Genomic DNA, 22268 nt, shown 5'->3' with positions numbered 1-22268 from the left:
ATGCGAAAGAAACTCGTGCACACCCCTCCGGCTAACGGATATCCGGAATGGAACAACAATCCCGAGACGTTTCAGGTGAATCGTCTGCCAGCGCATGCCAATATGGTAGCGTTCCCATCTATAGAAGAGGCCTTGTCTAATGAGTTCACCTCTTCTCCATGGTACAGGTCTCTGAATGGATCATGGAAGTTCAACTTTGCGGAAACGCCGGAACAGCGGATTACTTCTTTTTATGAAACGGACTATAATGCCAGCGGCTGGGATGAAATTAGCGTGCCATCCAACTGGCAGCTTCAGGGTTATGATTACCCTCATTACACCAACATGACGTATCCATGGGTAGAGCGTGAGCCTGAGTTAAAGCCACCTTTTGCACCGGCAACCTACAACCCTGTAGGTTCATATATTCGCACATTCACGGTACCTGCGGACTGGAAGGAACGTCCTGTCCTGCTGCACTTTGAGGGTGTTGAATCAGCTTTCTATGTTTGGGTGAATGGAGAGCTTGTGGGCTACAGTGAAGATACCTTCACACCTGCGGAATTTGATATCACGGCATACCTGACAGAAGGCGAGAACAAGCTCGCGGTTGAAGTTTACCGCTGGTGTGATGCAAGCTGGCTGGAGAATCAGGATTTCTGGCGGCTTAGCGGTATTTTCCGCGGCGTATATCTGCACTCGCCTTCACCGGTTCAGATCGCTGATTTCTTCGTTCGTACAGAACTCGATGATGCTTTGCAGAATGCAGAACTTCAGTTGGATGTGCAACTGTACAATCATAATGCTGGACAGCAAGTGGAAGGCTTGACGGTTCAAGCGCAGCTCTATGATGCGGAGCAGCAGCTTGTTCTGGATCAGCCGCTGGCGGCAGAGGTTTCTTTTACCAATGAAGAAGAAGTAACGTTACACCTCTCTGCTCCAGTTGCGAACCCGCTCTTGTGGAGTGCCGAAACGCCTAACCTGTACACACTGGTGCTGTCCATTCAGAATACATCGGGCGAAACGGTAGAGGCTGTTCGCACCCGTGTCGGCTTCCGCAGATTTGAGATCAAGGACGGCTTGATGAAAATTAACGGCAAACGCATCGTATTCAAAGGTGTCAACCGCCATGAATTCTCGCCTGATTCAGGACGGGCCATCGGACGTGAAGATATGATTCGCGACATTGAGCTGATGAAAGCCTACAATATTAACGCTGTACGAACGTCCCACTATCCGAACCAGACGCTTTGGTATGAGCTTTGTGACGAATATGGACTCTACGTTATTGACGAGACGAATCTGGAGACACATGGTACCTGGTACTACGGGCAAAAAGAAATGAATGACGACAACATCCCGGCAAGCAAACCGGAATGGCGCAGCAATGTTATCGATCGCTGTAATTCGATGTTCCAGCGGGATAAAAACCATCCGTCCATCATCATCTGGTCACTCGGGAATGAATCGTTTGGCGGCGATAACTTTATTGCCATGTATGACTATTTGAAACAAGCTGATCCGACAAGACTCGTTCATTATGAAGGCACCTATCACTACCGCCCTTCCGATTCAGCCAGTGATATTGAGTCTACGATGTATATCAGTCCGAATGATATCGAGCAGTACGCACGTATGAAGGGTGATAAAAAACCTTATATCATCTGCGAGTACAGTCATGCCATGGGGAACTCCTGCGGCGGCCTGCATTTGTACTGGGAAATGTTCGATAAATACGAGATTCTACAAGGGGCATTCATCTGGGACTGGGTGGATCAATCGATCCGTACCAAGACAGCAGACGGTGTGGAATATCTCGCATACGGCGGAGATTTTGGTGAATCACCGCATGACGGCAACTTCTGCGGCAACGGACTGATTTTGGCAGATAAAACCGTTACACCTAAGCTCGAAGAAGTGAAAAAATGTTATCAGAACGTTCGCATGCAGGCACTCAATCTGCAAACCGGGCTGATTCGCATCACGAATCATTTCCTGTTCACCGATCTGAATGAATATGCACTGGCCTGGACGTTATCCCATAACGGTGTACCTGTAGAAAAAGGCCACCTGGATATTGCTGCTCAGCCTGGTGAATCCGTTGAAGTCCATATCCCTTACACACCATCTTCCGACCTGTACACAGAAGCTGTTCTTACTGTCTCTCTGGAGACCAAGAAAGCTGCGAAGTGGGCAGAAGCAGGACATGAGATTGGTTGGGAGCAATTCGTCGTATCTCCTCGTCTGCGTGCAATTCAGCAACCTGTTGCGGGAGCAAGTGACGCGCTTCAAGTGGAGGAACTGCAAGATGGCGGATTGAAAGTGAATGCGGGTGAAGTTTCCGTAAGCTTTAGCTCGGTTACTGGCGCACTTACTTCCTATCAGATTAACTCTCAGGAGCAGCTGCTGTCCCCTGCTCGTGCGAACTTCTGGCGTGCAATGACAGATAACGATCTGGGTAACAAACTGAATGAACGCGCCGCGTTCTGGCGGGATGCTCATGTGACGAACAGACTGATTCGTTTCGAACATCATACGGATGCGCAGGGCTGTCATGTGGTAACGGACTTTACATGGGATGCCAGTCCGGGAACTACGCTGTCTATCACGTATCACATTAAACCAAATGGCGAGCTTGAGATCAGTCAAACCCTCGTTCCCGGTGCCGGTCTGCCTGAGCTGCCTGAATTCGGCATGCTGTTTGAATTAACAGATCGTCTGGACTCCATCTCCTGGTACGGCAGAGGGCCGCATGACAACTATGTTGACCGTCTGACCAGTGCACGCCTGGGCTATTACACCGGAGCCGTTCGTGATCAGTTCGTGCCATACCTGAAACCGCAGGAATGCGGTAACAAAACGGATGTGCGATATGCAGCAATCACATCTGCTGTGGGTGGTGATGGTGAGAAGGGCAATGATGGCTCTGACGGGAATGCTGGAAGGGCTGCAAACGACGGAAATGCTGATAATGCTGTACATGGCAGCAGCGGTCTGTATTTTGAAGCCAATGCTCCGTTTGAAATCAATGCACTTCCGTGGTCACCAGAAGAACTGGAAGCAGGTGACCACGTCTACAAATTGCCAGTAAGCTCACACACCATCGCCCGCATCAACTATATGCAGATGGGTGTAGGCGGTGACGACAGCTGGAGTGCACGTACGCATCCAGAGTATACGCTGCAGGCCAATCGTCCGTATCACTTCATATTTACAGTGAAGCCTGTATAAATGGATAGGGTATGAAGACATGTTGTAACATGAAGGCTTTTCTTCATTCCCATACTTCTCTCATCTATCAAAAAAATCCCTGCTGGCATGATGCTGGCAGGGATTTTTTCAGCTCGCTTGTACTGTGTCACTGAAGCAATGATCATAAATTCTCATGACGTGTTATGATATATGTACAATGCCGATCCGTTAGAAGGCTCCGCAATATTTTACTTTTATGTGACCATGAAATGATGGGGTGAAGTTATGAAGCTGCTGTACACCGCTTTGTTCATTTTGGGATCGATTGCTTTCTTTCGTCTGCTCCTATTTTTTGTTTTGTCCACGCGCAAACATAAGCAGGTACGGGTGAAATGGGTCATCTTTGGGGCGGTGAGTTTGGTATGTAGTATTATCGGCCTGATTGGAATGATGACGGTTCCTTCTTCCAATGCTTCGCAATCCGGGGAAAACGAAATGAAGCTGAATGGATCAGGCACCACAGTTAAAGCCAAAGATGCATTTCCTTCAACATATCCCGATCCGTCTAGTTCAGTGCGGCCAGACCAATCTTCTGCGGAGAACTCTGAGCAGCCCACCTCGGCGCAGCCGGGTTCGTCTTCATCCGAGCAGCTGCATAACTCCAGCCTCGGCATGACTGCAGATGAGTTCAAAAACAGGTTTAACAGCGCAGTGGGCAAATACCGATTGAATGGCTTAAACATCTCTCGTTTGAATACAACCACCTCTGCCGATAACAGCACCACACCTTTTGAATATGTCTTCAACGATAACTTACGCCTGGCTGGTGTGCTGGATAAAGCAGGAGAAATTCACAAAGTCACTTTGTTCCATACGGGAAACACCGGTGAACCTACGGGTGGATTACAGTTAGTTGCCATTGCCGTGCTAATTCTTACAACGAATGAAGACTACACATACAATGATGCCCAAGATGTCATGCAGGAGATGGGACTGCTAACCCGAGACGTGAACCAAGCTGAATTCAAAGGTGCAGCCGTACGCGGTGGATTTGAATATGAGTTTGTTATTCCGGATCTCGAACATTCTGTTTTCGAAATTGCAGCCGCCAATTGATCCATACGGACTCTCGTGTTCACGTCATATACTCCATGCGCTTTGCCTTAAGCGCTAACGATTCTGAGAAACCTTATTTAAGATGAGAACACCTACTCCACATTTTAACGATTCCTAGTAACGCTATTTATTAAAAAAACACTGTTTTCGCAAAGAAATCAACCTAATGTCAGAGATAACGTCTCTGGGAATCGTTACATTTTAATTCGACTTTAAAAGCGCCAAATAGCGTCTATGGAGTTCGTTAGCGCTTAGCTGCACATTAGAGAAGTTATCTGGTGTACTCGTCTATATCCTCCATCGCAGAATCATGCCTTCTTTTGTGCAGCTCTTCATGCTGGTATACATCGTTTTTCAACTTGGCCAGAAATCCCCACCCGGTAAAAAACATCAAAAGCACGGCAATCAACGCATAAGCAAACGTAAATAGGTTCATATAAAAATTCACAAATATTGCAGCCAGCATCAGTCCCACAATCCATAATACCCACTTTGTACTCTTTCTCATCGCTGTCCCTCCTCACTCTATTCAAGTTTTCAATCTCTGTATCCTCTTACATACGCCCAAGAAGGTTTAAAGCTGCATTAAAAAGAAAAAAGGCTCCCTCTCGGGAGCCCTCCTCTGTCGGCATAACAAAGATTTTGACACCTTTATTACATCATGCCGCCCATACCGCCCATGCCGCCCATGTCAGGAGCGCCAGCAGCGCCTGCAGGTTCTGGCTTGTCAGCGATAACCGCTTCAGTAGTCAGGAACATTGCTGCTACGGAAGCAGCGTTTTGCAGTGCATAACGCGTTACTTTCGCAGGGTCAACGATACCTGCTTCGATCATGTTAACCCACTCGCCAGTCGCAGCGTTGAAGCCTACGCCAACTTGCTCTTTTTTCAGACGTTCCACGATGACGGAACCTTCTTCACCAGCGTTAGCCGCGATTGTGCGGATTGGCGCTTCCAGAGCTTTCAGGACAATGTTTACACCTGTCTGCTCGTCACCGGACAAAGCTACACCAGCAACAGCATGATATACGTTCAGAAGCGCAGTACCACCACCGGATACGATACCTTCTTCAACCGCAGCGCGAGTTGCGTTCAGGGCATCTTCGATACGCAGTTTGCGTTCTTTCAATTCAGTTTCAGTAGCCGCACCGACCTTGATTACTGCTACGCCGCCGGACAATTTAGCCAGACGCTCTTGCAGTTTCTCTTTGTCGAACTCGGAAGTTGTTTCTTCCAATTGTGTACGGATTTGGCTAACACGTGCATCGATATCGGATTTGTTACCAGCACCGTCAACGATGATTGTGTTTTCTTTTGTTACACGGATTTGGCGAGCTGTACCCAGTTGTTCCACAACAGCGGATTTCAGGTCCAGACCCAGTTCTTCCGTAATCAATTGGCCACCAGTAAGAGCTGCGATATCCTGCAGCATTGCTTTACGACGGTCACCGAATCCTGGCGCTTTAACAGCTACAGCATTGAATGTACCACGCAATTTGTTCACAACCAGCATAGCCAGTGCTTCGCCTTCGATATCTTCAGCGATCAATACCAGCGGTTTACCTTGTTGAACGATTTTCTCAAGCAGTGGCAGGATGTCCTGCGTGCTGGAGATTTTTTTGTCTGTGATCAAGATGTACGGATTGTCCAAAACAGCTTCCATTTTGTCCGTGTCTGTGATCATGTAAGGAGAGATGTATCCGCGGTCGAACTGCATACCTTCAACCACTTCAAGCTCAGTAGCGAATCCACGGGATTCTTCTACAGTGATAACGCCGTCTTTACCTACTTTTTCCATAGCTTCAGCGATCAGTTCGCCTACTTCTTCGTCAGCTGCAGAGATTGCTGCAACTTGTGCGATGGATTGTTTGGTTTCAACCGGTTTGGAGATGGATTGCAATTCAGCAACCGCAGCTTTAACCGCTTTGTCGATCCCTTTACGGATACCGATTGGGCTAGCGCCTGCAGTTACGTTTTTCAAACCTTCAGTGATGAGGGCTTGAGCAAGTACTGTTGCAGTTGTTGTACCGTCACCGGCAACATCGTTAGTTTTCGTTGCTACTTCTTTAACCAGCTGTGCACCCATGTTCTCGAATGCATCTTCCAGTTCGATTTCTTTTGCAATCGTTACACCGTCATTCGTGATGAGCGGGCTTCCGAATTTTTTCTCCAGAACCACGTTGCGGCCTTTTGGTCCGAGGGTTACTTTCACTGCGTTAGCCAATGCATCCACACCACGAAGCATGGAGCGACGAGCGTCTTCACTGAATTTAATGTCTTTAGCCATTTAAGAAAACCTCCCTGGTATATTGTGTAAAATGATACTGCTATATGGTTCGGTTAACCGATTAAATTTGAAATTAGTCGAGAATCGCGTGAATGTCGCTCTCTTTCATAATCAAATATTCTTTACCTTCGAATTTGATTTCTGTACCGGCATATTTGGAGAAAATAACGCGGTCTCCTTCTTTCACTTCCAGAGCTACACGTACGCCGTCTTTCAATGCGCCCGCACCAACTGCAATGATTTTACCCTCTTGCGGTTTTTCTTTGGCGGAGTCCGGAAGTACGATCCCGAAAGAAGTCGTTTGCTCTTGCTCCAGTGGTTCTACCAATACGCGTTCACCTAAAGGTCTGATCATGAAAAATAGCCTCCTTTTGAAATTATATAGCCTTGCATTTGTAGGCTGCAGCCATATGTATTAGCACTCGACTGTGTTTAGTGCTAACAACCAACTTTATGATACTCAACTTGAAGCATGATTTCAAGTCTTTTTGATGAATTTTTGCGAGAATTTACGTTGAATTTACACCAACAGATTCCAATCATGCCTGATACAGCTGGATGAATGTGACATTCATACGCTTTTTATTTTACGTGATTCGCTCGCCCACATGCAAACTGCAGCCCGAATCCCCTTCTCCATTGTATCCATTGACCGGCATAATATGCCTGCATGTCCAGTTCTGCTCTCTTTTTGATCTGAACCAAAAGACCCGGAGCAGCACATAACGTCTTCTCCGGGCCTTCAACCGAGTGAATTCTTCATTCACCCGTACCTTGATATTTTTTTCTCAAGCTGCTGAATATCCTTAAGCACCATGAAGATGAATCCGGTGCCTCTAGCCTCTATAGATATAACAGACCATGATTGTTCCAGCGCCTCCAGCAGATTATGATGCTGATGCAGAGGAGAAACAAACGACTGTATTTCAAACTCCCTCACTATTCTATCCTACATGCTGGTTATCATCTGCCCGAATATAACGGGCTTCAATCTCCTGGTCAGCCGCAAGCTGCTTGCGATATACCATTCCTGATAAAAACACGCTGATCTCATATAACAGCAGCAGCGGAATCATGACAAGCAGGTCGGATATTAAATCCGGCGGCGTAATAACCACCGCGATAAAGATGAGTACAAAGTAGGCCACTCTGCGCATTTTGCGCAGACGAATCGGATTCAGAATCCGAAGCCCTGTCAGGAACATAATGAGCAGAGGCAGCTCAAACAGCAGTGACACCGGCAGCACAATGCCAAATAGAAAACTGAAGTACTGCTTCATGCCGTAGGTTTCGACAAGCCCCATTTTTTCCGTAATCATTGTTGTAAACGCAAGTGCCATCGGAAAGACAACATAATATGAGAACGCTACACCGACCAGGAACAGCAGAAATACATAAGGCACATATCTCAAGGATGCCTTACGCTCCTGAGGCCGCAGACCCGGGCTTACAAACTTCCAGATTTGATAGACTGTAAAAGGCAGTGTAATAATTATCGAGAAAAGTCCGGCTATCTTCATATAGATGCCTATACCGTCCCAGAAAGAGAAGGCATGCAGTACGAAACCTTTGGCCGACTCCGCCTTGGTCAGATAACGATATACCGGGTCTGCCACAAAGAACCCTGCGATGAGTCCCAGAATAAATATGCTCAATACATAGATCAGCCGCTTACGCAGCTCACTCAGATGTTCCGAAAGCGTCATTTCTTCATTCTGCTGCGTCATGCCTGCCTCCCCTGGAATTCAGCTTAAAATACAAAACCCTTCCGGCAGGAAGGGATGTCTCTTTCAATGCCATAACATTATTCCGGCAGGCGTTTATCCACAGGTTTGTCAGCAGTTGTCGTCTCTACTGCCACCGGTTTTGCTTTTTCCTGCTCTTTACGGCTCGAAGCATCATCGTCCGAAATAATATCGCGCGCGCCTTCCTTAAACTCCCGGAATGTACGTCCGACGGCCCGTCCCAATTCCGGCAGCTTATTAGGTCCAAACAACAGCAATGCAATGACGGCCAGCAAAATAAATCCTGTTGGTCCAATCGAACTTAACATTGATCTTCCTCCTTGTTTCAAGCGTTCAACATGCGCATATCCGAAGTCATGTTCACAGTTGTCTGAGTGCATTTGGATTTATGCCCATCATACCACAGATGTAACCACTTACATACCCGTAAAATGTTATAACAGCACATATTTTCTCTCAGCCGAATCTTAGAGGACAGGGCCTTTTAACAAAGGAAAGGTTTATCCTTTATGGGATCTACACCATTCTAGTTCATCCACGAGCACATCTTCAGCTTACTGGTTGAATTGGCCGGTTACCATCAGGAGCGCCTCTGGAAGCTGATCCATGATGGCTGCCAGATGCTCATGTACGCCTTTTGGTGTACCCGGCAGATTCACGATCAATGTACGCCCGCGAATACCGCATACTCCGCGGAATAACATCGCTGAACGGTTTTTGCTCATCACACTGAATCTCATGGCTTCCGCCATTCCGGGAACTTCCCGTTCAATGACACGCCTTGTCGCCTCAGGCGTAATATCCCGAATTGCCAGTTCCGTGCCTCCTGTCGTCAATACGAGGTCAGCATGAAAATAATCGGTCATCTCGATCAAAGCTGCAATAATCTCATCGGGTTCGTCAGGAACGATCCGATACTCCACGATCTGACCACCCAGTTCTTCTTCTACCAGTTCCCGTATGACTTGCGCACTCGTATCCTCTCGTTCTCCACGGGCCCCTTTGTCACTGGCTGTCAGGATTGCTGTTCTCCACACCATAAAGATCACCCTTCTCCTCTATGAAAATAAATATCCGTTACCGGTTATAATCACCGTTTTTACCGCCGCTTTTGGACTGCAGCATCGTTGGACCGATGATCATATCCTTTTGCATTGCCTTGCACATGTCATAGACCGTCAGTGCCGCCGCCGAAGCGGCCGTGAGCGCCTCCATCTCGACACCTGTCTTGCCCTCTGTCTTGACTGTTACTTCAATATGAAGCTCATCCACTCCGTTATCATGAAAACGAATATCCACACCATTCAGTGCAAGCGGATGACACATGGGAATCCAGTCGGACGTTTTCTTCGCTCCCTGGATGCCCGCAACTTGAGCAACCGCGAGCACATCCCCTTTGCCAATACGACCTTGGCGGATCGCTTCCAGTGTCTCCGGGTTCATCGTTACTTTGGTTACAGCCGAAGCGGTACGCACCGTAACATCCTTACCTGAAATATCCACCATTCGAGCCCGCCCCTGCTCGTTAAAATGAGTCAGCTTCCCGCTGGAAGCATGATCACGGTTTATTTCCGAGTTCAATCACATCACAACCCTTTTATTCGATATGTAATATACCTTCGGGTGTTATCAACAGATCCAGCCGCAGATCAAGCGGGTCCATCGGAATATCGGGCACCAGCTGCCCAGGCATTACCAGAGCTGCCATAAGAGGTCTTTTGCCTTGTTCCGCACACTGCTTCTCCAGACACTCCGCAAATCGGTCATAATAACCGCCGCCGTATCCAATACGCCCTCCCTGGAGGTCATAACCCAGTCCCGGTACAAGCACAAGATCCAGTTCTGGCCAGTCCTCGGGATGCAGTACGTCACAAGAGCCCTTAGGTTCAGGTATGCCCCATATGCCCGGTTCAATATCCTGAGTCCCCGTCACTTTACGCAGTTCCATGCGGGGCGGATCAGCGAGCACTTTAGGCGCAAGCATAACATCCCCCTGTTTCCATCCCTCTTCAAAAAGAAAAACGGTAGATGCCTCACTGCCGTAGGACAGATAGCTGAAAATAACCAGCGGTTCACGCCGCTGCCTGTTTTTGCTCAGCCGCAGGCAGTCCAGTTCACGCTTCAATCCGCCATTCATCTGAATGAGAGCTTGCTGACGCATCTGTTCGTCCAGCCGTTCGCGCAGCTGTCTGAGCCGGGATCGAAGCTGCTTCTTCTGTTCCGCATGATCCTGCATAATGCCGCCAAACCTCCTGTTGATCTGGAAGGTAAAAAAGAATTCATTCCACTGCATTTATATGTTAAGACAAGATGTCATCTGGATGATCAGGTTCAAATGATTCATTTTCTGCAAAATCGTCATGTAATAACATGTCTTCTTTCAGTTTATCATTGATTGAACAAAAAGACTACAAGCCGGGGCTGTTCCCAATCGGTGCATTTGCTCTGTATTTCATGTAAACTGAAAGGTAAGTGTTTAATACAAGAACTCGACCTATGGAGGAACTTCATTCTATGCTGCTGCAAGTATCCGGAATTATTAAACGTTTTGGTGTCGATCCGATCCTGGACGGCGTGAACTTACAAATATTAGAACGTGAGCGTATCGGCCTGGTTGGTGTTAATGGTGCAGGTAAATCAACACTGCTCAAAATTATAGCTGGCGAGATGTCCTATGACGGCGGACAAATCTTCAAATCCAAAGAAACAACGCTCGGTTACCTCGCACAGAACAGCGGCCTGCAGTCCGACCGCAGCATCTGGGAAGAGATGATGCATGTCTTCTCACATCTCACCCAAACCGAAGCAGAACTCAGACAGATGGAACATGATATTGCCGATCCTGCCCTGATGGAGGATGAGAAACAGTATGCCGACCTGCTGGAACGTTATGCAAGACGCTCGGACTGGTTCAAGGATCATGGCGGCTACGAGATGGAAACGCGCATTCGCAGTGTCCTGCACGGAATGGGCTTCGGTGAATTTTCACCCGATACCCCGATCGGTACACTCAGCGGCGGACAGAAGACCAGACTCGCATTAGCTCGCATTCTGCTGCAAGCTCCCGACCTGCTCATGCTGGACGAGCCGACAAACTATCTGGACATTGCCACACTGACGTGGCTTGAGGATTACCTGAGAGGTTACTCAGGCGCCCTGCTGGTTGTATCGCATGACCGGTACTTCCTGGACAGGCTTGTCACAACGATCGTCGAAATCGAGCGTCATCGCTCCAAGAAATATACAGGGAATTACAGCCGTTATATGGAACTGAAGGCTGCCGAATATGAAAGTCAGATGAAGCAGTACGAGAAACAGCAGGGCGAGATCGCAAAGATGGAAGACTTTGTGCAAAAAAATATCGTGCGCGCTTCGACTACGAAGCGTGCACAGAGCCGCCGCAAAGCGCTGGAGAAGATGGATCGTCTCGACAAACCGCTCGGTGATCTGAAGAAAGCCCATTTTTCATTCGAAACGGCTGTCATGTCCGGCAAGGAAGTGCTTCGCGTAGATCAGCTGTCGGCTGCATATGATGAAGGTCCACCGCTGTTCCGCAATGTATCCTTTGATCTGCGGCGCGGCGAGACGGTTGCACTGATCGGACCTAACGGGATCGGGAAATCAACGATGCTGAAATGCCTTACCGGAAGTCTTCGCCCTGCGCAGGGCGACATTCAGTGGGGCACCAAAGTACAGATCGGTTATTATGACCAGGAACAGACCGGACTTAATCCGTCCAATACCGTACTGGAGGAACTTTGGAGTGCCTACCCAGGCATGGAAGAAGCACGCATCCGTACCGTACTGGGTAACTTTTTGTTCAGCGGTGACGATGTGCTCAAAAAAATATCCTCACTGAGCGGTGGAGAGAAAGCGCGTGTGTCTCTGTCCAAGCTTATGTTGAAGGAAGCCAATGTGCTGATTCTCGACGAACCGACGAACCATCTTGATCTCTTCGCCAAAGAAGTGCTGGAAGCCGCGTTAATGGATTACGAGGGAACACTCCTCTTTATCTCCCATGACCGTTATTTCCTGAATAAAATGGCAGAACGTATCGTTGAACTTCATCCTGAAGGTACAGAGCACTATCTGGGCAACTATGATGATTACGTGGAGAAAAAGCAGGAGCTGGAAGAGATTGCGCGCGAAGCCGCCGAAGCTCGCCAGTCAACGTCAAAATCAGCTTCATCAGCCGCAAAGACGAGTCCGCAAGCTTCCGAGAAATCCGGTGCAGCTTCCTTCGAGGCAGACAAACAAGCCAAGCGCGAGGAACGGAACAGACAGCGCAGACAGGAAGCTCTGGAACAGCAGATTTCCGAGCTGGAGGCAGAGATTACCTCACTGGAGGAACAGATGGCTTTGCCCGAAGTTTATCAGGACTATATGAAGCTTCAGGAGCTTCAGCAGACCTCCGAAGAGCACAAATCCCAGCTTGCCAAGGCTTATGAGGAATGGGAAGCACTGGCTATGGGCTAGACCGCGATCGTAATCCTGGTTACGAATAACAATATCACTCAGGGTATGTGAACGGGGTAAGTCCTGTTGAACATTCATATATTAAATTCATGTAAAAGGGGCACACCGTTAACATGGTAACGGTGTGCCCCTTTTCGTATACCCCCATAAACTCTCGGGTGACTATATAGAAATTTAGATGTTAAGAATGGTAAGATCAGAAATCTGTCGACTCGCCAGAGATCCTGAAATCATGTTTTCACAATTGTCAAATTCAATCGAATTTCGCAAAATAATTTTCCAGGTTGTACACCGTTTTTATCCACAAGAGCAGGCATTCCTTCTCAGCCCATTTCAAGTAATTAAACGTTGGTAGAATAAGGTTTCTTTAAAAAAGCCATAATTATCCACCATTTTATCCACATTATCCACAATGTTGTGGGTAAATGAGGCACATTATATCCCCTATAAGCTGTATGTTTCGAAAACATGACTTACAGGGCTTTGCCTTAGTTACCCACATTTTACACTGGATATGTGGATAACTATAATAACACCTTGACAGATTCGAATACTGCACAGTTATTTCGCGCTTAAGCTAATACTTCTTCATCTTCCGCAGATTCGACTTTCAGGCCTGCTGCATTACACGCCGCAACGTAAGCCAAACCTGCTGCCATGACGATATCATGATGTGTAGCAGTTCCCCGGAATTCTCGTCCGGCACGCTCTACCGTCACCACCGCTTCCGCACTGGCTGCTTCTCCACCGCTCAAGGCATGCATCTCCATGTCTACAAACGTAATATCGTCCGAAATACACTGCCCAATCGCCTGAATCGTCGCGTCTACAGGACCTCCGCCTACAGCAGAGTAAGAATGTTCCCCTGCACTGGTTCGAATACGTACCGCCGCCATGCGGTCTGTCATACTTCCCGCGGTCACCTGCAGCTCAACCAATTCATAATCCTGAGCCGGGATGTTCATCGTTTGGCTCACCATCTGCAGCAGCTGGTCATCACTCACCACTTTTTGTTGATCCGCGGTGACTTTGAACACTTCGTACAGCTGTTCCATCTGCTGCTCATCCGGTTCAAAACCGTATTTGCGTACCCGATCCTTCAGGGCGTGTCGGCCGGAGTGTTTCCCCAAAATAATCATGCTCCGCGGAATGCCCAGTGCTTCCGGGTCCATAATCTCATACGTATTACGATTCTTCAGCAGACCATCCTGATGGATGCCTGACTCGTGCTGGAAGGCATTGCGTCCAACCACCGGCTTGTTATATGCAATCGGAAAATGCATAGCCCGGCTGATCTGGCGGGATGTTTCATACAGCTGATTCAGCTTGATGTTGGTTGCGGCTCCGATAACATCACCACGTGTCTCCAATGCCATAATCAGCTCCTCCAGCGCACAATTCCCCGTCCGCTCGCCAATTCCATTAATCGTCACTTCAATCTGTGAAGCTCCGTTTGCAATGGCAGCCAGACTGTTCGCAACCGCAAGCCCCAAATCATTGTGACAGTGTGCACTATAGCGAACCCGATCGCCGCCTCTTGCTCCTTCGCGCACTCGCCGGAACATCTCTCCATATTCATGCGGCAGCGCATAGCCAACCGTATCCGGAAGATTGATAATACTTGCCCCAGCTTCAATGGCCGTTTCGACCATTTCGATCAGATCATCCATCTTGGTACGCGCAGCATCCATCGCCGTGAACTCAACCGTATCTGTAAACTGGCGTGCATAGGCGACCATCTCCCGGGCAGTTGCGACGACCTCACTCCGTGGACGACGAAGCTGATGCTCGATATGAATATCCGACGAAGAGATAAACAGGTGAATCCGGCGCCTCGCGGCATCCTGCGTCGCTTTCACTGCTGCGTCAATATCCCCTTTGACTGCACGTGCAAACCCGCAAATTTCTACCTGCTGCAGCTGCCTTGAAATCGCCTGAACCGCCGCGAATTCTCCTGGACTGGAGATCGGGAATCCAGGCTCGATGACGTCAATACCAAGCGAAGCCAGCTGATGAGCCAGTTCTATTTTCTGCTCAGGCTGCAGACTGGCTCCCGGTGCCTGCTCTCCATCACGCAGCGTCGTATCAAAAATTTCAATCATTCGTTTATTCGAGTTAGTTGTCATCGTAAATCAGCCTCCATTAAATTTCGGGTTATTGTGCACGTTTCTTCATAGTCATATCGCTGAAAACACGGGTGAAATACTTCTCTCAGCTCACTTCGTTGTTATATGTTTGGGGTTGTAAAAAGTTATGTTCAAGGTAATGATTCAAAGTGTACGTCGACTTACACTCTGACCTGATTCTGATGTTGACTTGATGCCGCATCCCATATGGTTGTTTCTTTTGCCCACCCTGCTGCCGGCAGCAAATACAAATAACCCGCCATCTCATCTAAGAGACGGCGGGTTATTCTCCCCTCCGCGGTACCACTCTCGCTTGACAGCCTCAGCCCTGCGCTGACACCATCCACCTCGTGTTCTCCATAAATGCATTGAACTGCGCAGCCGTCTGCGTGAAGCCAGTCAATGAATCCAAGAGAAACACCCTGTAACGGGGGTTAACCGTTGCTTTGTACACATGAGATGCCGCCTCCAAGGCAGTGGTTAATCAGATCCCATGTTTCCAAAACTCTGTTCCCGGGCGAGATTCAAACGTTTCCGGCCGCTGCGTCGCACCACCCCGCAGCTCTCTGAGCACCTTTGCCGTTCTACTGCTCCCGTTCATTACATTTGTTTGATATGTTCACATTTGTCGTCCAAAATCAAAAAAGCCTGCCCTCTCCTGCATAAATGCAAGAGACGACAGGCTGTTCACCTTCGCGGTACCACTCTTGTTGACTCCCATCCTGTATAAATAACGGGTTGAAAGTCCCCTCAGTATTGTTCATCGATCTTTCGGTTAGACTCAGGTATCGTCAATGTATCCCCGCTCTAATCTGAAGTAAATCGATAACAACGCCCGTTCACGGAGGCCAGCCGTAACAATATACTGCCGGGTTGCTTCAGCCTTCGGCTCTGCAAACAACAGCGTTCCATCGTTCCGCTTCCAGGTGAGTTTCAGGTTTCCTTCGGCTGCGTTGCACCATCCCGCAACTCTCTAATGACCGGGAGTGACCTTACTGTTCCTGTTCATTGCGTTTATCGGTTCAGGAGATAACTCCTGTTTAAATTTGTAACTAATATACAATCTTCACAACCTGCTGTCAACTACCTTCTCACCGTCTGCTGTCAGACATTCAATCCAAAGCTAAATAATCTCTTTTCAGAATGCGCTTTGCTCCTGCAAAATCATCAGGCTTCAGCCTGTACCGACCAGGCTTCCAGAGAAAGCCCGGGATCAGCCTTCGCGTCAAAATCAGTCCCTTCGCCGCGAATCCATTTCAGATGCGCTGCCGCACCAATCATGGCTGCATTATCTGTGCAGTATTCCATCGGCGGAATAACGAGTTCCAGCCCTTCCTTCGCACAGCGTTCCTGCAGGGCCGTCCGCAAGCCGCGATTAGCCGCAACTCCGCCGCACAGGAGCAGCTGCCGTGAGCCGTATTCCCGGACAGCTCGTACCGCTTTTTCAACCAGCACCTCCACGACAGCTTCCTGAAAACCACGTGCCACCGCAGACGGCTCCAGTGTTTCGCCGCGCATTTTAGCCTGATTCAGCGCATTCAATACCGCCGATTTCAGCCCGCTAAGACTGAAATCATAGGACCCTGCTTCAAGCCATACTCGCGGCAGCGGAACAACGTCCTCCGCTTCGGACGCCATCCGGTCTACATGCGGCCCGCCCGGATAAGGGCACCCTAGGGCGCGGGCAACTTTGTCGTACGCCTCACCAACCGCATCGTCTCGTGTGCGGCCAATCAGCTTGAATTTGCCTTCGGACTCCAGATGCACAAGCTCTGTGTGCCCCCCCGATACGACAAGGGCCATTGCCGGATACTGCAGTTCACGCACAAGGCGGTTTGCATAAATATGCCCGGCAATATGGTGGGTGCCGATTAGTGGTTTGCCCAGCGCCATCGCCAGCGTTTTGGCAGCTACGATGCCCACCAACAGTGCGCCGACCAATCCAGGTCCCTGGGTGACTGCGATCGCGCTCAGATCACGTGGACGAATGCCCGACTGTTCAATCGCCTGCTCCAGCATCAGAGTGATGACTTCGACGTGCTTACGCGAAGCCACCTCCGGTACAACTCCACCGAACGCTTTATGTGTTTCGATCTGACTAGAGATCAGATTGGACAGCACTTCCCGCCCGTCTTTGACAACGGCTACCGATGTTTCATCACAGCTTGTCTCTACCGCCAGAATATAGGACGGGGCATAACTTTGATTATCTATAAAATCGTTCATGAATCCAGTACGCTTCCTTCCTCTTCGCCGCTCCGGCTCACAGGCGGCAGTGCCGCCCACATGATCATTGCATCCTCTCCGTTATCGGAGTAGTACCCTTTGCGCAGACCTGCCGATTCAAACCCTTTTTTCTGATACAAATTCTGGGCTACGATATTGGACACCCTGACCTCCAGCGTCATTCGCTCCATGCCGAGATAAGCCGCTGTTTTCATCAGCTCGTCCAGCAGCTTCTCGCCCAGCTTGCGGCCTTGGTATGCTTTTCTTACCGCAATATTGGTAATGTGAGCTTCGTCCATAATCGTCCACATGCCCGCATACCCAATGGCTGTACCGTCTAACTCCATGACCATATATTTTGCAAAATGATTATGCTTCAATTCATTATGAAAAGCCTCTTCCGTCCAAGGGAGGGTAAATGCCTCATGCTCAATCTCCATCACATCCGGAATATCCGCTACCGTCATGAGTCTGAACTGAAACATGGTTTCCTGTCCTTCTTTCGCTGCGTTGTCCATCCGCTCTCCCTCTCCCTTCAGCCTTTGCGCAGCAGGTTCGCTTCCGCTTCGGACAGCTGGGTGTAGTTTGGCACCAAAGCATGTACGTCGTCGCGCTGACCTGCCAGCAGCGCTTCAGCGCCGAGGCGCCCAATCCAGCGGCCTTCCAGCTCATATGGTACGAGCTGAAGCGCCGTTCCTGCGGGACAGCGAAGCGCTGCCGCTGCCTCCGCATGCTGGCCCGTCTCGCCGACGATCCAGACGGCAGCGGGCCGCTCTTCCGGCGCCGCCTCCGCTATGCGGGCGGCGAGCTCTTCCAGCCATCCGTCCATTTGACGGATGGCATCCGGCGCCAGCCGGCGGGGCGCATCGCCGCCGGCGGAGGCGAACAGCGCGGTATAGGCTTGACCGCGCCGCGCATCCACGAGCGGAACGATCCAGTGGACAGGGGCGGCACTCGTGCCGCCCTGGTCCGCGGATGGCGTTCCGCCAGACCCGGCTGCGGTATCGTCTGCCGCAGCCATCGCCTTGGCGGCGAGGCCGCTGTGCCAGCCGCCCCAGGCGATGGCCTGAAGGCTGGACACCCCCGCAACGGGGATGTCCCATGCCCAGGCCAGCGTCTTCGCCGCGGTCACCGCGATGCGGATGCCCGTGTACGATCCTGGCCCAATGCCGACGGCGATCCCGCTGAGCTGGCCCGGCTCGGTACTGCTGGCGGCCAGCAGCTGCTCCATTACAGGCACAACGTGCACCGAGTGGTTACGTTCAGCTCGTTCATTGCGCTCCTCCAGCAGTGATCGTTCTTCCATCACCGCTGCGGCCATCACCGCGGTAGATGTATCCAACACCAAAAACCGCTGACGCGGCTTTTCTTGCAAAGGTTCGATCAGATCCTTTTCTTGCGAATCCTTGATTATACTTTTATTTTCCATATCCTTGATCATCTTCTTATTTTGCAGTTCTTCCATCACACTCTTGTTTTGCAGCTCTTTTGTCATCCCAAGACTCCATTCTGTCTGAACTGTCGGCACAGCTCAGCATACACCTCACCATACCCATCCAGCGTTATCGTTCGCTCTTCAAGACCTGTCGTCTCGATCTGCACATGAAGATGCTCCTGCGGCAGCAGCTCGGGAATGATGCTGGACCACTCTACCAAACTGACACCATCACCGTAAAAATACTCCTCAAGCCCCAGCTCGTCCGCTTCTTCCAGCGAAATACGGTACACATCCATGTGATACAGCGGCAATCGCCCTTCGTATTCCTTGATCAGTGTGAACGTCGGACTGCTCACGACATCTCTCACACCCAAATGCCAGGCAAACTTCTGTGAAAATGCTGTTTTGCCTGCGCCCAAATTGCCATCCAGCGCAATGACCATTCCGGCCTGTGCCCGCACCGCGAGTGCGGACGCAAGCGCTTCTGTATCTGCAATGCTGCGGGATGGATACACCCACTGCTCATGCGTCTGATTCAATATACGCCCCACCTTTGACGGTTCCCCGCCTGAGTTCACTTTGACCCTTATTATATCGGTCCCTTTCCTCGCCCGCAACATTGAAGGAACAAGCTGGAAGCCCTAGACTTCATAACCATCTTGATGGACGATCGTGGATAAAATCAAAACAAATAAACCGGCACCTTTAGGTACCGGATTTGTGAATCCATGAACAGCTGGAATTCCCCTTCTCCTCTTCATCAATCACCAATAGGCCCTACCTGCTATTCCTCCAGACGATCCACACGGACTGTCTGTGTATTGCCAGGTCTGCTGCCAACCTGTACGGTCGCCATACCGTTAGCTTCATCTACATTCTCAATCCAGACAGGCTCCCCTTCAAGCATGACTGCAATCGTATCTTTGGATTCATATATTGCTTTTGCCCGCTTCGCATCCATCATGTTATTCGTAATCTCCTTCCGGGTCTTCGTTATGGGTTTCCTGAACCATCGTATCTGTCGTACTATCCCCAATATAGCCGTTGTCCTCCGTAACCTGACCGCCGCCTAAACCTTCATTGACCATACGATCGATGTCCAGCATAAATGATTCACGATCCAGCGGCAGCTTCTCCGAAGTAACTGCTTCCCAATTTACAGCCGATGCGGGGGTATAAAACTCTTCTGCACTTTCGGCATCCTCCAGAGGATAGGGTGTGAACGTATGCTTGTGCGCCTCTTCCTCGTCCCGCCTGTTCTTCATTTGGCACCTCCCCTGTTGTTTCTGTTATCATCCCCGACTCTTACAGAACCATTCAGTCCATTACACTGCCCCTGCGAAACCATGTAATCAGCGGATTTACGATTATCCCTCATTACAGCTGCCCATACTATTATAAAAAAGAAATTTCGAAAGGAGCCGCCCCCATGCATACCGTCTGGAAAGGCGCCATCAGTTTCGGCCTCGTGCATGTGCCCGTCAAAATGTTCTCCGCTACAGAGGACAAGGATATCTCCATGCGTTATATCCACAATGTCTGCGGAAGTCCGCTCGCTTATGTACGTCAGTGTCCCTCCTGTGAGGTTGAAGTGAAATGGGAAGAGATCACCAAAGGTTACGAATATGAGAAGGGTAAATTTGTTTTGTTTGAAAAAGAAGAACTCGAGGCGTTAAACGAGTCCGCCAGCAAAACCATTACCATTCTGGATTTTGTAGATTTAACCGAGATTGACCCGATCTACTTCCAAAAAACCTATTACCTCTCTCCCGATCAGGCTGGCGGAAACGCCTATCAACTGCTTATGAACGCCATGCGGGATACGGGTAAAATCGGAATCGCCAAAATCTCCATCCGTTCTAAAAGCAGTCTAGCCGCCATTCGTGTACTGGATGACTGTTTATCGATGGAAACGATCTTTTACCCTGATGAGATTCGCCCGGTGTCTCAAGTCCCTAACCTTCCTGAAATTCAGAATGTGAATGAAAAGGAACTCACGATGGCCAAGCTGTTGATCGATCAGCTCTCCACCCCGTTTGATCCTGGTAAATACACAGATGACTACCGGGCGAAGCTGCTCGATCTTATTCAGCACAAAGTAGCAGGTGAGGAAATTAAAATTGCACCAGCCAAACCGGAAGCCAATGTGATGGATCTCATGGCAGCGCTGCAGGCCAGTATTGAAGCGGTTAAACCGATTCCTGCCGATCCGGGCACATCTACGGCCAAACCAAAAAAGCGTGCTCCACGAAAAACAACTGCTCAGGCTGCCGCCGGAGGAGAAACCGATGTTACTGCTGCACCCAAACGCAAAAAGGCCCCAGCCAAGCCAAAAGCTTAACCCCTCTGGGAAGAGCTGATGTAACGATCTGAGAAGCTGTTTCTTGAAATTCAAAGGTAAATAGTCGATTCAATACTCAAAATTCAAGGAACAGCACTTCTCAGGTTCTTTCGGTTATAAGACATTGACGAATAAAGATAAATATTTTATACTTAATTACGAAAAGTAACTTGTTTATATTTTTAAAGTGAGTTTACTCTTATTGTTTTTCAATACTCATCATCTCCCTTGATCCCGGCGTTCTTTCATTTGTTATTCAATACTTATCTTATACACATTACTAGGAGGAAATCATGATGAACACCCCTTATCAAATTCCAGCGACAACCCATCTGGGTGAGGTTAGTCTTAAAATCAGCGATCTGGACCGCTCTATTCAATTCTATTCAGACGTTGTCGGTCTAAAATTGCTGGAGCGCGAAGATCACATGGCTTCGATGACTGCGGACGGAAAGAACGTACTTCTTCGCCTCGAAGAGGTCAGCGGCAGCATCACTCTGCCTGAGCGTTCCCATACAGGTTTGTACCACTTTGCCATTTTGCTTCCTGACCGCAAATCACTTGGACTTGCCGTTCGTAATCTGGCCGCATCCGGTATCGAGATTGGTCAAGGAGATCATTTGGTAAGTGAAGCCTTTTATATCTCTGACCCCGATTTAAACGGGATTGAAATTTACGCCGACCGCCCTCGGGACACCTGGAAACGCGATGCGGATAACAATTATGTTATGGCCAGTGATCCAGTCGATGTACAGAGCTTATTTGATATTTCGGAAAATGAAACCTGGAAGGGTCTGCCCGCCGGCACCGTTATTGGTCATGTTCACTTTCACGTTCGCAGTCTGGAAGAAGCCCGGAGCTTCTATTCGGATATCCTCGGATTTGATGTTGTAGGTAACTTTGCCAATATGTCCGCGTTGTTCGTGTCTGCAGGCGGTTACCATCATCATATCGGGCTGAACATCTGGGCGGGCGTTAACGCTCCGGTCAATCCTGCCAATGGTACGGGGATCGACTATTTTACCATTGTGTATGCTCATTCGGACGAAGTCGAACAGGCTGCTGCACGTTTGCGCCAATCGGGTGTTGAAGTGATTCAAGATGACAAGGCATACTATGCGGCAGACCCGCAAAACATTCGGATCCGTATGATCGCAAAAGCATAAATAAATCTCTACTTCACCAAGCAAGTTATAATGAACTCGGTAGTGCAAAAATGCCTGACAAATGTCTCTTCGCAGCTTTATCTGAAGAACATGCTGTTCAGGCTTTTTGATATGTTTTCATAAAACCCGAAATGTTGGCACATCCTAACCCTACCCAAACAACGCCAGATGAAGGAG

At 49.2% G+C, this 22268-nt stretch carries 20 protein-coding genes and 2 other annotated features; of the genes, 5 read left to right on the top strand and 15 right to left on the bottom strand.

Annotation, left to right across the window (positions count from 1 at the left end; all coding sequences use genetic code 11):
- Positions 1–3210: a glycoside hydrolase family 2 TIM barrel-domain containing protein gene (locus tag MKY97_RS06550; RefSeq protein ID WP_342554675.1), complete on the top strand. Its 3210-nt coding sequence runs from the start codon at positions 1–3 to the stop codon at positions 3208–3210.
- A 246-nt stretch (positions 3211–3456) separates the two neighbouring features.
- Positions 3457–4287, top strand: a complete 831-nt coding sequence (locus MKY97_RS06545) for a hypothetical protein (protein WP_342554674.1) — start codon at positions 3457–3459, stop codon at positions 4285–4287.
- Between the two features lie 271 nt (positions 4288–4558).
- Here MKY97_RS06545 and MKY97_RS06540 read toward each other — a convergent pair whose 3' ends face one another.
- The 8 genes from MKY97_RS06540 to MKY97_RS06505 form a co-directional block, all read right to left on the bottom strand.
- Entirely contained in the window at positions 4559–4795 is a 237-nt protein-coding gene (locus MKY97_RS06540; RefSeq protein WP_342554673.1) for a hypothetical protein, read from the bottom strand.
- A 146-nt stretch (positions 4796–4941) separates the two neighbouring features.
- Positions 4942–6573, bottom strand: coding sequence for a chaperonin GroEL (groL, locus tag MKY97_RS06535; protein ID WP_342554672.1), 1632 nt, complete (start codon positions 6571–6573; stop codon positions 4942–4944).
- Between the two features lie 73 nt (positions 6574–6646).
- A complete protein-coding gene (groES, locus tag MKY97_RS06530; protein WP_090918205.1) occupies positions 6647–6928 on the bottom strand; it encodes a co-chaperone GroES in 282 nt (93 codons plus the stop codon).
- Between the two features lie 589 nt (positions 6929–7517).
- Complete coding sequence (tatC, locus tag MKY97_RS06525; protein ID WP_342554671.1) at positions 7518–8300, bottom strand: twin-arginine translocase subunit TatC; 783 nt, start codon at positions 8298–8300, stop codon at positions 7518–7520.
- Between the two features lie 77 nt (positions 8301–8377).
- Positions 8378–8626, bottom strand: a complete 249-nt coding sequence (gene tatA, locus MKY97_RS06520; RefSeq protein WP_342554670.1) for a twin-arginine translocase TatA/TatE family subunit — start codon at positions 8624–8626, stop codon at positions 8378–8380.
- A 246-nt stretch (positions 8627–8872) separates the two neighbouring features.
- Positions 8873–9358, bottom strand: coding sequence for a MogA/MoaB family molybdenum cofactor biosynthesis protein (locus tag MKY97_RS06515; protein WP_342554669.1), 486 nt, complete (start codon positions 9356–9358; stop codon positions 8873–8875).
- Positions 9359–9395: 37 nt separating this feature from the next.
- A complete protein-coding gene (gene moaC, locus MKY97_RS06510; RefSeq protein WP_342554668.1) occupies positions 9396–9899 on the bottom strand; it encodes a cyclic pyranopterin monophosphate synthase MoaC in 504 nt (167 codons plus the stop codon).
- A 16-nt stretch (positions 9900–9915) separates the two neighbouring features.
- The gene (locus MKY97_RS06505; protein ID WP_342554667.1) at positions 9916–10554 is read right to left on the bottom strand and encodes a 5-formyltetrahydrofolate cyclo-ligase; all 639 of its coding nucleotides are present in this window, start codon (positions 10552–10554) and stop codon (positions 9916–9918) included.
- A 278-nt stretch (positions 10555–10832) separates the two neighbouring features.
- Here MKY97_RS06505 and MKY97_RS06500 point away from each other — a divergent pair, with 278 nt between their 5' ends.
- Complete coding sequence (locus tag MKY97_RS06500; RefSeq protein ID WP_342554666.1) at positions 10833–12794, top strand: ABC-F family ATP-binding cassette domain-containing protein; 1962 nt, start codon at positions 10833–10835, stop codon at positions 12792–12794.
- 572 nt (positions 12795–13366) lie between these two features.
- On the opposite strand, the gene MKY97_RS06495 is transcribed toward MKY97_RS06500, so the two are convergent.
- From MKY97_RS06495 to MKY97_RS06465, 7 genes are all read right to left on the bottom strand, one after another.
- A complete protein-coding gene (locus MKY97_RS06495; RefSeq protein ID WP_342554665.1) occupies positions 13367–14920 on the bottom strand; it encodes a 2-isopropylmalate synthase in 1554 nt (517 codons plus the stop codon).
- A gap of 268 nt (positions 14921–15188) precedes the next feature.
- Positions 15189–15530, bottom strand: a binding site (T-box leader).
- Between the two features lie 58 nt (positions 15531–15588).
- Positions 15589–15938, bottom strand: a binding site (T-box leader).
- A gap of 149 nt (positions 15939–16087) precedes the next feature.
- Complete coding sequence (gene tsaD / locus MKY97_RS06490; protein WP_342554664.1) at positions 16088–17146, bottom strand: tRNA (adenosine(37)-N6)-threonylcarbamoyltransferase complex transferase subunit TsaD; 1059 nt, start codon at positions 17144–17146, stop codon at positions 16088–16090.
- Complete coding sequence (rimI, locus tag MKY97_RS06485) at positions 17143–17664, bottom strand: ribosomal protein S18-alanine N-acetyltransferase (RefSeq protein WP_342554663.1); 522 nt, start codon at positions 17662–17664, stop codon at positions 17143–17145. Before rimI ends, tsaD begins: the two co-directional genes overlap by 4 nt.
- A gap of 17 nt (positions 17665–17681) precedes the next feature.
- The gene (gene tsaB / locus MKY97_RS06480) at positions 17682–18575 is read right to left on the bottom strand and encodes a tRNA (adenosine(37)-N6)-threonylcarbamoyltransferase complex dimerization subunit type 1 TsaB (RefSeq protein WP_342556262.1); all 894 of its coding nucleotides are present in this window, start codon (positions 18573–18575) and stop codon (positions 17682–17684) included.
- Between the two features lie 62 nt (positions 18576–18637).
- Entirely contained in the window at positions 18638–19123 is a 486-nt protein-coding gene (gene tsaE, locus MKY97_RS06475) for a tRNA (adenosine(37)-N6)-threonylcarbamoyltransferase complex ATPase subunit type 1 TsaE (protein WP_342554662.1), read from the bottom strand.
- Between the two features lie 245 nt (positions 19124–19368).
- Positions 19369–19545, bottom strand: a complete 177-nt coding sequence (locus MKY97_RS06470) for an H-type small acid-soluble spore protein (protein ID WP_342556261.1) — start codon at positions 19543–19545, stop codon at positions 19369–19371.
- A gap of 4 nt (positions 19546–19549) precedes the next feature.
- Positions 19550–19849 carry a hypothetical protein gene (locus MKY97_RS06465; protein WP_342554661.1) on the bottom strand — a complete coding sequence of 100 codons (300 nt, stop codon included), beginning with the start codon at positions 19847–19849 and terminating at the stop codon, positions 19550–19552.
- A 164-nt stretch (positions 19850–20013) separates the two neighbouring features.
- Between MKY97_RS06465 and MKY97_RS06460 the strand changes: the two genes are divergently transcribed.
- On the top strand, positions 20014–20925 hold the full coding sequence (locus MKY97_RS06460) for a Ku protein (protein WP_342554660.1): 912 nt from the start codon (positions 20014–20016) through the stop codon (positions 20923–20925).
- 296 nt (positions 20926–21221) lie between these two features.
- Positions 21222–22091 (top strand): VOC family protein, encoded by an 870-nt coding sequence (locus tag MKY97_RS06455; protein ID WP_342556260.1) that lies wholly within the window; start codon positions 21222–21224, stop codon positions 22089–22091.
- The last annotated feature ends 177 nt before the right edge of the window (positions 22092–22268 follow it).

Origin of the sequence: Paenibacillus sp. FSL R7-0652, from assembly GCF_038595045.1 — a bacterium.
GTDB lineage: Bacteria > Bacillota > Bacilli > Paenibacillales > Paenibacillaceae > Paenibacillus.
Note: the sequence above shows the minus strand (reverse complement) of the source record. Positions and strands in the feature narration are given on the sequence as shown.

Excerpts from the sequence above, each read along its gene's own strand:
- MKY97_RS06550 (WP_342554675.1), top strand. The coding sequence starts at position 1 with ATGCGAAAGAAACTCGTGCACACCCCTCCGGCTAACGGATATCCGGAA.
- MKY97_RS06545 (WP_342554674.1), top strand. The coding sequence starts at position 3,457 with ATGAAGCTGCTGTACACCGCTTTGTTCATTTTGGGATCGATTGCTTTC.
- MKY97_RS06540 (WP_342554673.1), bottom strand. The coding sequence starts at position 4,795 with ATGAGAAAGAGTACAAAGTGGGTATTATGGATTGTGGGACTGATGCTG.
- groL (WP_342554672.1), bottom strand. The coding sequence starts at position 6,573 with ATGGCTAAAGACATTAAATTCAGTGAAGACGCTCGTCGCTCCATGCTT.
- groES (WP_090918205.1), bottom strand. The coding sequence starts at position 6,928 with ATGATCAGACCTTTAGGTGAACGCGTATTGGTAGAACCACTGGAGCAA.
- tatC (WP_342554671.1), bottom strand. The coding sequence starts at position 8,300 with ATGACGCAGCAGAATGAAGAAATGACGCTTTCGGAACATCTGAGTGAG.
- tatA (WP_342554670.1), bottom strand. The coding sequence starts at position 8,626 with ATGTTAAGTTCGATTGGACCAACAGGATTTATTTTGCTGGCCGTCATT.
- MKY97_RS06515 (WP_342554669.1), bottom strand. The coding sequence starts at position 9,358 with ATGGTGTGGAGAACAGCAATCCTGACAGCCAGTGACAAAGGGGCCCGT.
- MKY97_RS06505 (WP_342554667.1), bottom strand. The coding sequence starts at position 10,554 with ATGCAGGATCATGCGGAACAGAAGAAGCAGCTTCGATCCCGGCTCAGA.
- MKY97_RS06500 (WP_342554666.1), top strand. The coding sequence starts at position 10,833 with ATGCTGCTGCAAGTATCCGGAATTATTAAACGTTTTGGTGTCGATCCG.
- MKY97_RS06495 (WP_342554665.1), bottom strand. The coding sequence starts at position 14,920 with ATGACAACTAACTCGAATAAACGAATGATTGAAATTTTTGATACGACG.
- tsaD (WP_342554664.1), bottom strand. The coding sequence starts at position 17,146 with ATGAACGATTTTATAGATAATCAAAGTTATGCCCCGTCCTATATTCTG.
- rimI (WP_342554663.1), bottom strand. The coding sequence starts at position 17,664 with ATGGACAACGCAGCGAAAGAAGGACAGGAAACCATGTTTCAGTTCAGA.
- tsaB (WP_342556262.1), bottom strand. The coding sequence starts at position 18,575 with ATGGAAAATAAAAGTATAATCAAGGATTCGCAAGAAAAGGATCTGATC.
- MKY97_RS06470 (WP_342556261.1), bottom strand. The coding sequence starts at position 19,545 with ATGGATGCGAAGCGGGCAAAAGCAATATATGAATCCAAAGATACGATT.
- MKY97_RS06465 (WP_342554661.1), bottom strand. The coding sequence starts at position 19,849 with ATGAAGAACAGGCGGGACGAGGAAGAGGCGCACAAGCATACGTTCACA.
- MKY97_RS06460 (WP_342554660.1), top strand. The coding sequence starts at position 20,014 with ATGCATACCGTCTGGAAAGGCGCCATCAGTTTCGGCCTCGTGCATGTG.
- MKY97_RS06455 (WP_342556260.1), top strand. The coding sequence starts at position 21,222 with ATGAACACCCCTTATCAAATTCCAGCGACAACCCATCTGGGTGAGGTT.